This window comes from Phocaeicola sp. RTP21359st1_B8_RTP21360_211022, from assembly GCF_040911965.1.
Classification (GTDB): domain Bacteria; phylum Bacteroidota; class Bacteroidia; order Bacteroidales; family Bacteroidaceae; genus Phocaeicola; species Phocaeicola vulgatus.
Genome location: NZ_JBDFXP010000018.1, coordinates 24,793 through 38,582 on the forward strand (window position 1 = coordinate 24,793; position 13,790 = coordinate 38,582).

The 13,790-nt window shown below is 42.7% G+C and carries 13 protein-coding genes; all 13 read right to left on the reverse strand.

What is annotated here, in order from left to right:
* Window positions 1–18: 18 nt before the first annotated feature.
* Window positions 19–1,500, reverse strand: coding sequence for a NuoM family protein (locus tag AB5062_RS11145; RefSeq protein ID WP_005842878.1), 1,482 nt, complete (start codon window positions 1,498–1,500; stop codon window positions 19–21).
* Between the two features lie 53 nt (window positions 1,501–1,553).
* Window positions 1,554–3,455, reverse strand: a complete 1,902-nt coding sequence (gene nuoL, locus AB5062_RS11150; protein WP_074783897.1) for an NADH-quinone oxidoreductase subunit L — start codon at window positions 3,453–3,455, stop codon at window positions 1,554–1,556.
* Window positions 3,456–3,457: 2 nt separating this feature from the next.
* Window positions 3,458–3,766, reverse strand: a complete 309-nt coding sequence (nuoK, locus tag AB5062_RS11155; protein ID WP_005842874.1) for an NADH-quinone oxidoreductase subunit NuoK — start codon at window positions 3,764–3,766, stop codon at window positions 3,458–3,460.
* Window positions 3,767–3,771: 5 nt separating this feature from the next.
* The gene (locus AB5062_RS11160) at window positions 3,772–4,275 is read right to left on the reverse strand and encodes an NADH-quinone oxidoreductase subunit J (RefSeq protein WP_005842872.1); all 504 of its coding nucleotides are present in this window, start codon (window positions 4,273–4,275) and stop codon (window positions 3,772–3,774) included.
* 15 nt (window positions 4,276–4,290) lie between these two features.
* The gene (locus tag AB5062_RS11165; RefSeq protein WP_005842869.1) at window positions 4,291–4,743 is read right to left on the reverse strand and encodes an NADH-quinone oxidoreductase subunit I; all 453 of its coding nucleotides are present in this window, start codon (window positions 4,741–4,743) and stop codon (window positions 4,291–4,293) included.
* Complete coding sequence (nuoH, locus tag AB5062_RS11170) at window positions 4,743–5,819, reverse strand: NADH-quinone oxidoreductase subunit NuoH (protein ID WP_005849254.1); 1,077 nt, start codon at window positions 5,817–5,819, stop codon at window positions 4,743–4,745. Before nuoH ends, AB5062_RS11165 begins: the two co-directional genes overlap by 1 nt.
* A gap of 123 nt (window positions 5,820–5,942) precedes the next feature.
* On the reverse strand, window positions 5,943–7,502 hold the full coding sequence (locus tag AB5062_RS11175) for an NADH-quinone oxidoreductase subunit D (protein ID WP_005842864.1): 1,560 nt from the start codon (window positions 7,500–7,502) through the stop codon (window positions 5,943–5,945).
* Window positions 7,499–8,095, reverse strand: a complete 597-nt coding sequence (locus AB5062_RS11180; protein ID WP_005842862.1) for an NADH-quinone oxidoreductase subunit B — start codon at window positions 8,093–8,095, stop codon at window positions 7,499–7,501. Before AB5062_RS11180 ends, AB5062_RS11175 begins: the two co-directional genes overlap by 4 nt.
* Entirely contained in the window at window positions 8,086–8,436 is a 351-nt protein-coding gene (locus AB5062_RS11185; protein ID WP_005842860.1) for an NADH-quinone oxidoreductase subunit A, read from the reverse strand. Before AB5062_RS11185 ends, AB5062_RS11180 begins: the two co-directional genes overlap by 10 nt.
* A gap of 103 nt (window positions 8,437–8,539) precedes the next feature.
* Complete coding sequence (locus AB5062_RS11190) at window positions 8,540–8,917, reverse strand: hypothetical protein (protein ID WP_005849251.1); 378 nt, start codon at window positions 8,915–8,917, stop codon at window positions 8,540–8,542.
* 102 nt (window positions 8,918–9,019) lie between these two features.
* On the reverse strand, window positions 9,020–10,474 hold the full coding sequence (locus AB5062_RS11195) for a TrkH family potassium uptake protein (RefSeq protein WP_005849248.1): 1,455 nt from the start codon (window positions 10,472–10,474) through the stop codon (window positions 9,020–9,022).
* Entirely contained in the window at window positions 10,474–11,814 is a 1,341-nt protein-coding gene (trkA, locus tag AB5062_RS11200; RefSeq protein ID WP_005842854.1) for a Trk system potassium transporter TrkA, read from the reverse strand. Before trkA ends, AB5062_RS11195 begins: the two co-directional genes overlap by 1 nt.
* 12 nt (window positions 11,815–11,826) lie before the next feature.
* Window positions 11,827–13,725: a 1-deoxy-D-xylulose-5-phosphate synthase gene (dxs, locus tag AB5062_RS11205; protein WP_011965312.1), complete on the reverse strand. Its 1,899-nt coding sequence runs from the start codon at window positions 13,723–13,725 to the stop codon at window positions 11,827–11,829.
* Window positions 13,726–13,790 lie beyond the last annotated feature (65 nt).

The window sequence follows — 13,790 nt, forward strand, 5'->3', positions numbered from 1 at the left end:
ATTTTTAATTCTCAAATTTTAATTTAATAATTGACTTATGATTGGTTCTACACTGTTACTGATCAGATCGCTTATCCAGAATGGAGCCATTCCTAAACCTGCTACACAGGCGATGAGGCAGATAACGGCTACTCGTTCATCCCAGGTTGCGTCTGTGAGTTTCAGATGTTCGGGATTCAAAACTTTACCATAAAGAATTTTACCTACTACACGCAGGATATAGACTGCGGTAATGACGATACTTGTTGTTGCCACTAGGGTACATACGCGATGGAATGTATCATCATTTTGGAAAGAACCTACAAAGACCGTCATTTCAGCAACAAAACCACTTAGTCCCGGAAGTCCCAAATTAGCAAGACCAGCAATAACATAACCTACAGCCAGGAAAGGCATAATCTTCATCAAACCTCCCATTAATCGGACATCACGAGTGTGGGTACGTCCGTATATCATACCAATAAGGGCGAAGAACAAAGCGGTCATTAATCCGTGACTCAACATTTGGAGAATAGCACCCGTACAACTGGTGCGTGTCATCATCAGCAGGGCAAAGAGCACCAATCCGCAGTGGGATACGGAGGAATAGGCATTGATATATTTTAAGTCGGTTTGTACCACAGCACTGAATGCACCGTAAACTACAGAAATAGTGGTCAATATCAGGAATACATCTCCCCACATGGCTGCACCTTCAGGCATCAGGTACATAGCAACACGGAAGCATCCGTAACCTCCTAGTTTCATCAATACTCCAGCGTGAAGCATAGAAACAGCAGTCGGTGCAGAAGCATGACCATCGGGACTCCATGTATGGAAAGGGAACAAAGCTCCTAAGACTCCGAACCCCAAGAAGATAAGCGGGAAGAAGATGCGTTGCATTTCATGAGGTATATGCAGTTTGGCGATTTCCAGCAAGTTCATAGTTTCACCGCCTGCACCATAAAAAATACCGAGAATTCCGATCAGTAGAAATGCAGAACCACCCATTAACATTAATGTAAGTTTCATGGCGGCATATTCTTTACGTCCGCTTCCCCATACACCGATGAGCAGATACATTGGAATTAAGGCTACTTCATAAAACATGAACATGGTGAACAGGTCTGTTGAAACGAAGAATCCGAATACCCCTACACTCAATAGAGTGAACCACATGAAATATTCTTTTGTCAATGGTTGTAACTTCCACGATGCAAAAGTACCGGTGAATACAATAATGGAACTAAGTAGCAACATTGCTACTGATATACCGTCTACTCCTACTGAGTAACATATATGGAGTGGTGCATACCAAACTGTGCTGGCTGTGAACAGCATCTCTCCTGTAGCACCGGCTTGGCGTAGTTCGATATAATCAATGGTGAGGTAAACGGATAATGCCAATAATATGGAAGATCCGACAACCATCACTCCGCGAACTTGATTGACGCTGCGCGAAGCCCAAAGGCTCGCGAGCATCAACAAGGGAACTATAATGAAAAAACTTAGTATGTTCATCTTTTTAAATTAAAAATTAAAAAATGGCCATGCGGCGGATTTTTTATTATTCATTAAATTAATAGTATCAGCGTCAATATCAATGCACCTGCAAGGAACCAAATACTGTACTGCTGTACGTTTCCACTTTGCATGTCACGTATTTCATCGGCGGTAGCATGAGTACTCCACGCAGTGAAGTTAAAGAATTGATCGATAACGTGCCGGTCCCACCAGGCTATCGGAGTACTGATGCACCGGAAGATGATTTTCTTGGTTACGAACAACCATATCTCATCCATATAGAAACGGTGGTAAGCTGCTGTGTGCAAACGTGGGAATGTGCGCGCCAGATAGTTGGCTACGGGTTGTCTCTTACCTGCATACATCCATGTAGCTAAAGCGATGGATGCTATAGCAATAATGATACTTGTAGCGGCTATCTGCATATCCAGATGAATGGTATAGGCTTTTCCGTTACTACTGATCAGATTGCCGAAAGGTATGAATCCGGCAATACAGGTGATAGCGGCTAAAAACATCAGCGGGAATGTCATGGTAAGTGGAGCCTCATGCGGAGTATGTGCATCAGGTCCGGATTCGTGGGAGTGTCCTTTCCATTCTCCATTCCAGAAAATACAATAATAAAGGCGGAACATATAAAATGCTGTCATGGCGGCAATGCCTGTCATTATCCATCCCATAACAGGATTGAATTGGAAGCAGGCAGTCAGAATTTCGTCTTTAGAGAAAAAACCTGAGAATGGCCAGATACCCGAGATAGCCAGACAAGCAATCAGGAATGTCCAATGGGTGACGGGCATGAATTTATGAAGTCCTCCCATGGCGCTCATCTCGTTACTGTGTACGGCATGAATGATACATCCGGCTCCTAAGAACAGCAATGCCTTGAACATGGCATGTGTGAACAGGTGGAACATGGATGCCATGTAGCCTAGTCCTCCTTCATGAGGATTCATAGAAGTACAAACGCCTAATGCGACAATCATAAATCCAATTTGAGATATAGTGGAGAAGGCGAGCACACGTTTGATATCGCTTTGTGCACACGCCACACTAGCGGCGTAGAATGCAGTGAACGCACCGATATAAGCTATCCAGTGCAGCACTTCGGGCGCATATCCTATAAACAACGGGAACATACGGGCTACCAGATATACACCGGCTACTACCATGGTAGCAGCATGGATTAATGCACTGACAGGAGTAGGACCTTCCATAGCATCCGGTAACCAGATGTGCAATGGAAACATCGCACTTTTACCGGCACCACCGATAAACATTAGCCCCAAGGCCAATGGTATCATACTTCCGGCAACTGCAAGTACCTGAAGTTGGGGGGTGAACGAGAATGTTTCGGCATAATAGCCGTAAATCAAGATACCGATCAGAAAGCCTAAATCAGCGAAACGGGTAACAATAAATGCTTTTTTACTGGCAGCAATCGCTTCTTTCTTGGTGTAATAAAAGCCGATAAGTAGATAAGAAGAAACACCTACCAGTTCCCAAAAGACATACATCTGGAAAATATTAGTTGCTACTACGAGCCCCAACATGGACATGGTAAACAGGCTAAGAAATGCGTAGTAACGTTGAAAGCCTTTTTCACCTTTCATATATCCGAATGAATAGATATGTACCATCAGACTGACGGTGGAAATAACGACTAGCATCATAACTGAAATAGGGTCAAGCATGATTCCCATGTCAATATGCAGGTTCGTTGTGAAAGGTAACCATTCAAAATTATAAGGTGTGAGAGTAGGATAGACGCCTTCTGCCGTACGCCCTCCTGCAAAATAATTGAAGGCAGTGAGGTAGGAAAGCAACGTCACCCCTGCCAGTGAAACGGTGCCGATGGTCCCTGCCAATCCGTTCTTCATACGCATACCTGCCAGCCCCAGTATCAGGAAACTGAGGAAAGGTAGGATAAGGATTAGTATTGTATGTTCCATAATTAGTTTTTCATTTCATTTAAGTTCTTCACTTGGATATTGCGTACATTGCGGTAAATATTGATAATGATAGCAATAGCTACTGCTGTTTCAGCCGCACTCACGCCGATAGCGAACAGGGCGAAAAAAAAGCCTTCCAGTTCTTCGGGAAAGAGGTATCGGTTGAATACGGCGAAGTTGATGTCTACCGAATTCAGTATCAGTTCCACACTGATGAGCATGGCCAATAAATTGCGGCGGGTGAAGAAACCATAGATTCCCGCAAACATCATAAAGGTGGAAACCACCAGATAATATTCCATGTGTACCATAAGTTCTATCTTTTTCTAGCGATTAGGATTCCTCCTACGATGCAAGCGAGTAATAACACGCTGATTACTTCGAAAGGAAGGATATATTGATATTTTTCCATGCCCATCAGTGCATGACCGATCGTGCGTACATCCAGTTCACCATGAACAAAATGAGAGGGCAAGAATTCGTTCTTCAGCATGACGAACAGACAGATAGCCAGTCCTGCTATAGTAGAAATAGCTCCGGCCACCATCTTTCCATTTTTTAATCTCTCTGCTTTGTCTCCCTGTGAAGAGGTCAATAAGATACTAAATACATAAAGCACTGTTATACCACCGGCGTAAATCAGTAATTGTACAGCTCCCAAGAATGAGTAGTTGAGTTGGAAGTAAATACCTGCTGTACCAAATAAAACGAACAGCAGATAAGTTGCTGCACGCAAGATACGTGAGGTCGTGACTGCCAATACCGAACAGACAGCGATAAACAACGCTAGTACAATGAATACAATTAGTTGTAGTGTCATAATATCGTTTGTTTTTTATTTTTTGTTCAGAGTGAGAACTAGTTTGCTGCGGTCGAATACAGCATTTTCGAATTCTGTATCGAACCGAATGGCATCGTGTGGACAAGCGTTCACACAAAGTTGACAGAACATACAGGCTCCCAGGTCGTACTCATACTTTACCAATATTTTCTTTTTCTTGCCTGTTTCTTCGTTGGTCACAGATTCGCTGGTAATGGTGATTGTATCATTGGGGCAAGCCATCTGGCAAAGTCCGCAAGCAATACATTTGTTATTACCATTCTCATCAACCGGCATGATAAGCCGTCCTCGGAAACGGGGCGATATTTTTAATGTGGCACGGTTTTCGGGATATTGTTCAGTGACTTTAGGAGTGAAGAACTCTCGTCCTGTCACTTTCATGCCGGTAAGTAATGTACCGATGCCATGAAGCAGCCCTTTTATATAGGAATGTTTTTCTTCTTTCATCAGAAATGTAATTTAAATACAACAATAATTACCATCAACAACAGGTTGCACAAACCTATTGGAACCAAGTACTTCCATTCCAGCGTTAGAATTTGGTCAATACGCAGACGGGGAAATGTCCATTTGATCCACATTAGTAACCATACTACAAAGAATGACTTGCCAAAGAACCAAATAAATCCGGGTATATAATCCATGATGGCATTGAATCCGTCTAGCCCAGGAATATGTAGCGGCATCCATCCTCCCAGGAAGATGGTTGTGGCTACTGCGGCGATGATAAACAAGTTTACAAATTCTGCCACATAGAACAGACCGAAGTGCATACCGGAATATTCGGTATGATATCCCGCAGTCAGTTCACTTTCTGCTTCAGGCAAGTCAAACGGGCCGCGGTTGACTTCTGCATTTCCGGCTATCAGATAAATGATAAAAGCGATCAATGCAGGTATATGTCCTTTAAAAAGGAACCAGCCGTCAGCTTGGCGTTCTACAATTTCGCTTAGTTGCATGGTATCTGTTAAGATTACAATGGTAAGGATGCTTAATCCTACAGATAATTCATAACTAATCATTTGAGCGCCACTTCGCATGGCTCCGATTAATGAATATTTGTTATTGGAACTCCAACCTGCCAGCAAAATACCTACCACGCCGATACTGGATGCTGCCAATAAGAAGAAAATACCTACATTGAAATCAAGGACCTCCATGCCCTTGTTGATGGGTAGGCAACTGAAAGCCATGATAGAGGCGAGGATAACAATGTAAGGTGCCAAATTGTACAGGAACTTGTCAGCATGCCGGATGGTGATAATTTCCTTGATCAACATCTTGAATACATCGGCAAACACCTGTATGGTACCTTGGGGACCTACACGCATTGGCCCCAAGCGGCATTGGAAAGCGGCGCACACTTTACGTTCCATGAAAATCATAATGATAGCAATAACTGCATATGCCAACATGATACATACGCCAATTACTATACATTCTATGAGCACTGCCAGTTCTTCAGGCATAAATGACGTGAGCAGTGAGTGTACCCATTGGGTGACTATACTAAAATCGAACATAATTTAATAATGTGTCAATTTGCTAATTTGCCAATAGGCAAACTTGTAATTATTTAATTTGTTAATTCTCAGTCTGATAAATAGTGCATTCTCCAAATTGTATATTGAAGAATCGGCACATTATTATCGGTCAATATCCGGTACTACATAATCCACCGTTCCACCAATAGCAATTAAGTCGGCAATTTTTGCGTTGCGGCACATAGTTTCCATTGCTGATACTAAAGGCAAACCGGTAGCGCGGAATTTCATGCGGTAAGGAAATTTGTCTCCACGACTTTCCAGATAAACACCGAACTCTCCGCGAGAACCTTCCACTGCGGCATAATAATTCCCTTCGGGCACACGTATAATCGGTTTCATCTTTTCCTGATAGTTCCCTTCAGGAATATTGTCTATCAGTTGCTCAATGATATCCATACTTTCCAGTATTTCTTCCATACGGACCATATAACGTGCAAAGCAGTCACCTTCAGTGTGGACAATCTCTTTAAAATCTACCTTGCCATACATCGCATAGGGATGACGCTTGCGGACATCGCATGCCCAACCGCTGGCGCGTCCTGTACCTCCTGTCGCTCCGAAAGAGATGGCATCTTCCCGTGAAAGAACTCCCACACCTTTCAAACGTTCTTGGGCAATGACATTTCCGGTGAATACTTCATGGTATTCTTTTAGCATCGGACGCAGATAAGCAATGAATTCTTTTACTTTCTGTACAAAGTCCGGAGCGATATCAGCTTGTACCCCTCCAATGGTGTTATAATTCTGTATCAAACGTCCTCCGGTAGTTGCTTCGAAGATATCCAATATCTTCTCACGATCACGGAATCCATAGAAGAATGCGGTCAAGGCACCCATATCCATACAGAGACAGGAGAAGAAAAGCAAGTGAGAATCTATACGTTGCAATTCGTCCATAATGGTACGAATGTATTGTACCCGTTCGCTTACTTCTACGCCCATTGCCTGTTCAATGCACATACAGAGAGCATGGCGGTTTTGGTGCGCACCTAAATAATCCAAACGGTCGGTCAGGGCCAAGGTTTGGGGATAGGTAAGACTTTCGCACATTTTTTCGATACCTCGATGGATGTATCCGCAGTGCACATCCAGTTTTTTGATAATCTCACCTTCCAGTGAAACACGAAAACGAAGTACACCGTGGGTTGCCGGATGTTGAGGACCTATGTTAATGATATATTCGTCCTCATCAAAAATGGTTTCGCGTTTTTCTATTACACTGCCATCATGTTGTACTTCTATATATTGTGTCGTGTCTACAGGTTCCTCATTGGTCATACGGAGTGGGTTGAGGCTTTCATCGTAGTCCTTACGCAATGGATAGCCTACCCAGTCATCACGCAGGAACAAACGGCGCATATCAGGATGTCCTATAAAGCGGATACCATAATAGTCGTACACTTCGCGTTCATTGAATTCAGCACCTTTCCAAATATCACTTACACTAGGAAGTTCCGGCTTTTCTCGGTTGGTTGTGCGAGTGCTGACCACTATATTTTCTCTTGTATTCGTATCTTCCAGATGATAGACTACACCTAGTCCTTCTTCGCCCCAGTCCATTCCGGTAAGGCTGCGTAGAAAATCCATATGTTTACCCTGCCGCAATTTCAGCATTTCTTCATGTAGCTTTTCGGCAGGTATTTCTATTCTTTCACTCATGCTTGTTCGGGATTTTGTGGTTCATTTTCTTTGCGGTTCACTCCGCCGAAGAATTTTTCCAGTTTTACTTTACGTTGCAATTGTATCATGCCGTACAACAAGGCTTCAGGTCGGGGCGGACATCCGGGAATATATACGTCAACGGGAAGAATTTTGTCTACTCCGTTCAATACGTGATATGATTTTTTAAAAGGACCGCCGCTAATGGCGCATCCGCCTACTGCAATGACGTATTTAGGATCCGCCATCTGGTCATACAAACGTTTTAGTACCGGAGCCATCTTGTGTGTGATAGTTCCTGCTACCATGATCATATCTGCCTGGCGCGGACTGGCACGGGCTACTTCAAACCCGAAGCGGGCGAAATCATACCGGGCAGCACCCACTGCCATAAACTCGATTCCACAACAACTGGTTGCAAATGTAAGCGGCCACAACGAATTGCTGCGTCCCCAGTTGATAAGGTCATCCAAACAGCCCACCAATACTTTGGTACCGCCTTCATTGAGCTGCTTGACCATGTTTTCCAAATACTCATTGTCTTTGAAGTCTTCATAAGGAATAGACTTTATGGTTGGTTTCTTTACTTCCATTCCAACGCTCCTTTCTTCCAGGCATATGCCAGACCTAAAACTAATATAACTAAAAAGAAAAGGATGCTAAACAGACCGTACACTCCTAGGTCTTGTACCACTACAGCCCAAGGAAATAAAAATACTGTTTCCACATCGAACATCAGGAAGAGGATAGCAAATAGATAATAACCTACTTTGAATTGCATCCACGACCGTCCCCGCGTAGGAATACCACATTCGTAAGCTTCTCCCTTTTGTGAGTTGTATGAACGGGGAGAAATGGCACGGGCAATTCCCAATGCTACGGCAACTAATGCGATTGCCGTCAGGATAACGACAACTAATAATGTAAAATACATATCTAAACTTTTTTTGATTAGACAAACGGATAGAAAAATTTTCCTTATAAGACGTTTGTTATAAGGATTTCTACTCAGCAAAATGCTGAAAAAAGATTAAAAATTAAATGATGATCCGCCGGAGTGCATAGATATAATAATCTACTGCATCAGTGTAAAGCGAATGAAAAGTGTGGCAAACTATATGGTTTGTTTGTAGCTCCTGCTTTTTAAGTTCGTTCAATGCTGCTAAAATGCGGACTATACATTTGAACTTTGATGTGGAAGGGTTGTCAAGTGATATGGCTATTTGTGGCATATCTGCAAAATTGTTGGTAAACAGGAAGTCCACTGTTCTTTTGCAGGGGTCTTGTTGTTGCTGGTAACAAGAGGTCTGTGGGGGTAAATCTGTTGTCTCAACCGTATGATAATCCTGACCTACTGTTATCGTAAACAGTAGAAATAATAGGATATATACAATGTATCTCAACATATTATTCATCTTGTTACCCTTTAAATGAGGGTGCAAAGATAGCCAATATTTGAAGCTTCATTGAGATTTTTTGAATTATTTATGTATAAAAATGGTTATAGGACGTAAATGTCAATGCTTTTTCCAAAAACTCGGCATGAAGAGCAGAAGTACGGTAAATAATTCCAAACGCCCTATCAGCATCAATATTGCACTTATCCATTTTGCTGCATCCGGCAACCCGCTCCATGAATAGGAAGGGCCGCATTTTCCAATACCTGGTCCTACATTGCCCAAACTGGAAATGACTACGCTATAAGCTTCTTCAAACCCTACTCCAAACAGCATAAGAACCAGCCATCCAATAAAAATAATAGCCATATATAGAAAAATGAATGCAAGTACTGCTGACTTGGTTGTTGATGAAATAACTTGGCGGTTGATACGTACAGGAAGTATAGCATTGGGATGAATGATATGTTTGAATTCATTTTTAGAAACACGGCTCATAATGGCTATGCGTATACATTTTATTCCTCCTGTGGTGGATCCGGCACAAGCTCCAAACAGCATGATGATGCACATTAATGTCCAAAGTACAGGTACCCAGGTCATATAATCTGCAGAAATGAATCCGGTAGTGGTTTGTAAGGAAACAACCTGAAATATGGCTTTACGGAAAGATTCTTCAATACTGAACGGACTGGTGAAAATAAGAGTGACGGTAGTGAAAAGGGTAAAAAATCCCACAGTTCCCAAATACCAGTGGAGTTCTGTATTTTGGAATAAGCGTTTGAAATTTCCTTTTAAGAACAGTAGATATAGTAAGGTGAAATTGATACCTGCCAAAAACATGAATAGCGTAATTATATATTCTATGTAAGGAGAGTTGAAGGCGGCAATGCTATTTTGTTTGGTTGAATATCCTCCTGTGGCGGTAGTAGTCAGAGAATGACATACACTGTCGAAAAAGTTCATGCCTCCAGCAACCAGCAGAATAATCTCTGTAATGGTCAGCCCCAAATAGATAGTCCAAATCCATTTGGCCGTAACTCCAATACGCGGATGTACTTTATCATGGGTGGGACCGGTGGCTTCCGCCGCAAATAATTGTACACTGCCTACTCCGAAAATCGGTAATACGGCAATAGTAAAAAAGACAATTCCTAATCCTCCGATCCATTGTGTCATACTTCGCCAGAACAAAAGCCCGTGTGGCAATGACTCTATATTGTCCAAAATACTTGCTCCGGTGGTGGTGAATCCTGACATGGTTTCAAAAAAAGCATCCGTTATAGTGGGAATATATCCGCTTAGATAGAATGGAAGCATACCGAATAAAGAAAAAAACACCCAGGCAAGGGTTACAATAACGTATCCATCGCGGCGGCTGATTCTCTTTTCTGCATTTTTCCCTGCTAAAGCGGCTATGCTACCTGCTCCGGCTGTTATTGCGGCAGAATATAGGAAAGCTGAAATATCTGATTCATTATAATAGACAGCGAGAAACGAGCATAGAATAAGAAACCCCGCTTCGATGAAGAATAACGCCCCCATAATCCGGGCTATCATTTTTGCATTTATCATCAATTGAAGAATTTTTCTATTTTCTTAATCATCATACCTAGACAGAATACTACGACATGGTCGTTAGGTTGGATGACGGTATTACCTGTCACCAGTATCCCTTCACCGTTGCGAATCAGTCCGCCAATGGTGGCACCTTTGGGAAGGCCGGCATCTTTGACAGCGCATTTGGTTATACGTGAACCGTTTTTAACCGTAAATTCGGCTACATCAGCATTGGCAAAAGTCAGACATTTTACGTTGGAAACATCTGCATCCAGCATCATTTGATAGATATGGCTGGCGGCAATCATTTTTTTATTGATAACCGTACCGATATCCAGGCTTTCTGCCATGCTGATATAATCGATATTTTCTACTTCTGCCACAGTTTTGGTTACTCCCATACGTTTGGCGGCAAGACAAGCCAGAATGTTTGTTTCAGAATTGTCCGTCAGAGCGACAAATGCTTCCGTGTTTTTTAACCCTTCTTCCATGAGCAGATCCATATCCCGTCCATCTCCGTTGATAATCATTACTTTGTCATCTACCACTTCGGTCAGCCGGTTACATCTGTTGATGTCATTTTCAATAATCTTGACCTGCATGTAATCCGGTACATATTGTGTGGTGCGAACAGCTATGCGGCTGCCGCCCATAATCATCACATTGCGTACATCGGGATAATTTTCTTTTCCTGTAATCTTGCGGATATAGGGAATGTATTTCTTTGTTGTTGTGAAATAAACAATATCATGCAGTTTGATAACATCATCTCCCCGGGGGATGATTGTTTCATTTCCCCGTTTGATAGCTACAATGTGGAATGGAATATTACGTCCTCCCAGTTCATGAAGGGGAACGTTCAGAATTTCTGCCGTTTCGCGCATTTTGGTACCTATCAGGACCAATGCACCACCGCAAAATTCCCACCATTGGCGTATCCAGCTCATTTTGATGGCATCTACTATATCTTTGGCGGCCAGCATTTCCGGATAAATCAGTGAGTGTACTCCTAGTTGGGAAAAGAATTCTTTATGTTTAGGAAGTAAATATTCGTAATTGTCAATCCGGGCTACAGTCTTTTTTGCCCCCATATTGGTAGCCAACATACAGGCCGTCATATTGCGGCTTTCTTCCGGCATGACCCCGATAAATAAATCCGCGCCTGCCACTCCTGCATTCTTAAGGCCGGAAATGGAGGTGGGGGATGCATTGACAGTCATTAAATCGAAGTTGGAATCAAGTTTGCTCAACTTTTCTTCGTTTTCATCCATCAAAATGATGTCTTGCTTTTCATCCGATAATAATTTCGCCAGATGGGTGCCTACTGCTCCTGCTCCTGCAATAATGATTTTCATTGTTCGTCTCTCTTAGAATGATATCAAAACTTTGTAAATACCTTCTTCGTCCATGCCGCAAATATGATATAGTTCTTTTACTGAACCATGCTGGACAAATTGATCCGGTAGTCCGATACGTTTTATTTGCGGATTATACTCATTGTCTGCCATAAATTCCAGTATGGCACTGCCCATTCCACCTTTTAGCACACCGTCTTCAACAGTGACTACTTGCTTGAATCTCTTGCCTATTTCGTGTAACATACTTTCATCTAACGGCTTTAAGAAACGCAAATCATAGTGAGCAATGCTTTTTCCTGTTTCCTGTTCGGCATGTGTGATAGCCTTTTCTGCTTGAACGCCAATGGGCCCCAGCGTAATGACCGCTATGTCTTTTCCTTCTTTCAATTTTCTTCCTTTTCCTATCTCAATCTCTTGCATTGGACATTTCCAGTCTACCAATGAACCTCTTCCACGTGGATAACGGATGACAAAAGGACCTTTGTCAGGTAACTGGGCGGTATACATCAAACAACGCAGTTCATGTTCGTTGTAAGGGGAGGCCACAATGAGATTGGGTATCGGTCTCATATAAGCCAGATCGAATGCTCCGTGATGAGTAGGACCGTCTTCTCCTACCAATCCAGCGCGGTCCAAGCACAATACTACATTGAGTTTTTGTATCGCTATATCGTGAATCACATTGTCATAGGCACGTTGCATGAAAGACGAATAGATATTGCAGAAAGGCAATAGACCATCTTTTGCCATTCCTCCTGAAAAGGTAACGGCATGTCCTTCGGCAATTCCCACATCAAAACCTCTTTCGGGCATGGCTTTCATTAATATGTTCATAGAGCACCCTGAGGGCATTGCGGGAGTGACTCCTACGATTTTATCATTTGTTTGGGCCAGTTCCAATAGGGTATTTCCAAAAACATCCTGAAACAAAGGGGGCATTCCTTTGGTATCGACAACGATACGCTCTCCGGTTTCCTTGTCGAATATGCCCGGAGCATGCCAGATGGTGGCAGCTTTTTCTGCCGGACCGAAACCTTTTCCTTTGGTGGTATGTATATGGAGCAGTTTAGGTCCTTGCATATCTTTAATCTCTTTTAATACACGTGCCAAATTGTTGACATCGTGTCCATCAATAGGTCCGAAATAACGGATATTCATGCCTTCAAATACGTTTTGCTGTTGTACCAGCATGGATTTCAGGCTGTTGTTAAATCGTATCAGGCTTTTCCGGCGTTCTTCGTTCAGGATACCCCATCGATGGAACATTTGTGATATTTTATAGCGTATTCGGTTGTATCCTTCAGACATTTGCAGGTTCAACAGATATTGTTTCATGCCTCCTACACTACGGTCTATAGCCATGTTGTTGTCATTCAGGATAATCAGAAGGTTATTAGGAGTTGCCGAGGCATTGTTCAGCCCTTCGAAAGCCAGCCCTCCACTCATGGAACCGTCACCAATTACAGCAACGACATGCCGGTTATTCTCTCCGTGCTTTTTGGCTGCTACAGCCATACCTAAAGCTGCGGAAATAGAATTTGACGCATGCCCGCAAGTAAATGTGTCATATTCACTTTCGGATGGAGAAGGAAAAGGACGTATGCCATTCAGTTTACGGTTGGTACAGAACGCATCCCGGCGTCCGGTTAAAATTTTATGCCCGTAAGCTTGATGCCCTACATCCCATACAATGCGGTCATAGGGTGTGTTGAATACATAATGTAAGGCGACGGTCAGTTCTATTACGCCCAAACTGGAACCGAAATGCCCCGGATTACATGAGAGCTCATCTATAATCTTTTGCCTTAGCTCTTTACACACTTCGGGCAGTTTGTCTGCGCTTAAATGGCGCAAATCATCCGGAGTATCTATGCTTTGCAGTAAGTTATATAAATTATCCTGTTCCATTCCTATGATATGATAAATATCGTGCAAAAATAGCATAAATATGTGTATTATGATTACATTTGCCC

Coding starts and splice junctions, on each gene's coding strand:
- AB5062_RS11145 (WP_005842878.1), bottom strand. CDS start 1,500: ATGAACATACTAAGTTTTTTCATTATAGTTCCCTTGTTGATGCTCGCG.
- nuoL (WP_074783897.1), bottom strand. CDS start 3,455: ATGGAACATACAATACTAATCCTTATCCTACCTTTCCTCAGTTTCCTG.
- nuoK (WP_005842874.1), bottom strand. CDS start 3,766: ATGGTACACATGGAATATTATCTGGTGGTTTCCACCTTTATGATGTTT.
- AB5062_RS11160 (WP_005842872.1), bottom strand. CDS start 4,275: ATGACACTACAACTAATTGTATTCATTGTACTAGCGTTGTTTATCGCT.
- AB5062_RS11165 (WP_005842869.1), bottom strand. CDS start 4,743: ATGAAAGAAGAAAAACATTCCTATATAAAAGGGCTGCTTCATGGCATC.
- nuoH (WP_005849254.1), bottom strand. CDS start 5,819: ATGTTCGATTTTAGTATAGTCACCCAATGGGTACACTCACTGCTCACG.
- AB5062_RS11175 (WP_005842864.1), bottom strand. CDS start 7,502: ATGAGTGAAAGAATAGAAATACCTGCCGAAAAGCTACATGAAGAAATG.
- AB5062_RS11180 (WP_005842862.1), bottom strand. CDS start 8,095: ATGGAAGTAAAGAAACCAACCATAAAGTCTATTCCTTATGAAGACTTC.
- AB5062_RS11185 (WP_005842860.1), bottom strand. CDS start 8,436: ATGTATTTTACATTATTAGTTGTCGTTATCCTGACGGCAATCGCATTA.
- AB5062_RS11190 (WP_005849251.1), bottom strand. CDS start 8,917: ATGAATAATATGTTGAGATACATTGTATATATCCTATTATTTCTACTG.
- AB5062_RS11195 (WP_005849248.1), bottom strand. CDS start 10,474: ATGATAAATGCAAAAATGATAGCCCGGATTATGGGGGCGTTATTCTTC.
- trkA (WP_005842854.1), bottom strand. CDS start 11,814: ATGAAAATCATTATTGCAGGAGCAGGAGCAGTAGGCACCCATCTGGCG.
- dxs (WP_011965312.1), bottom strand. CDS start 13,725: ATGGAACAGGATAATTTATATAACTTACTGCAAAGCATAGATACTCCG.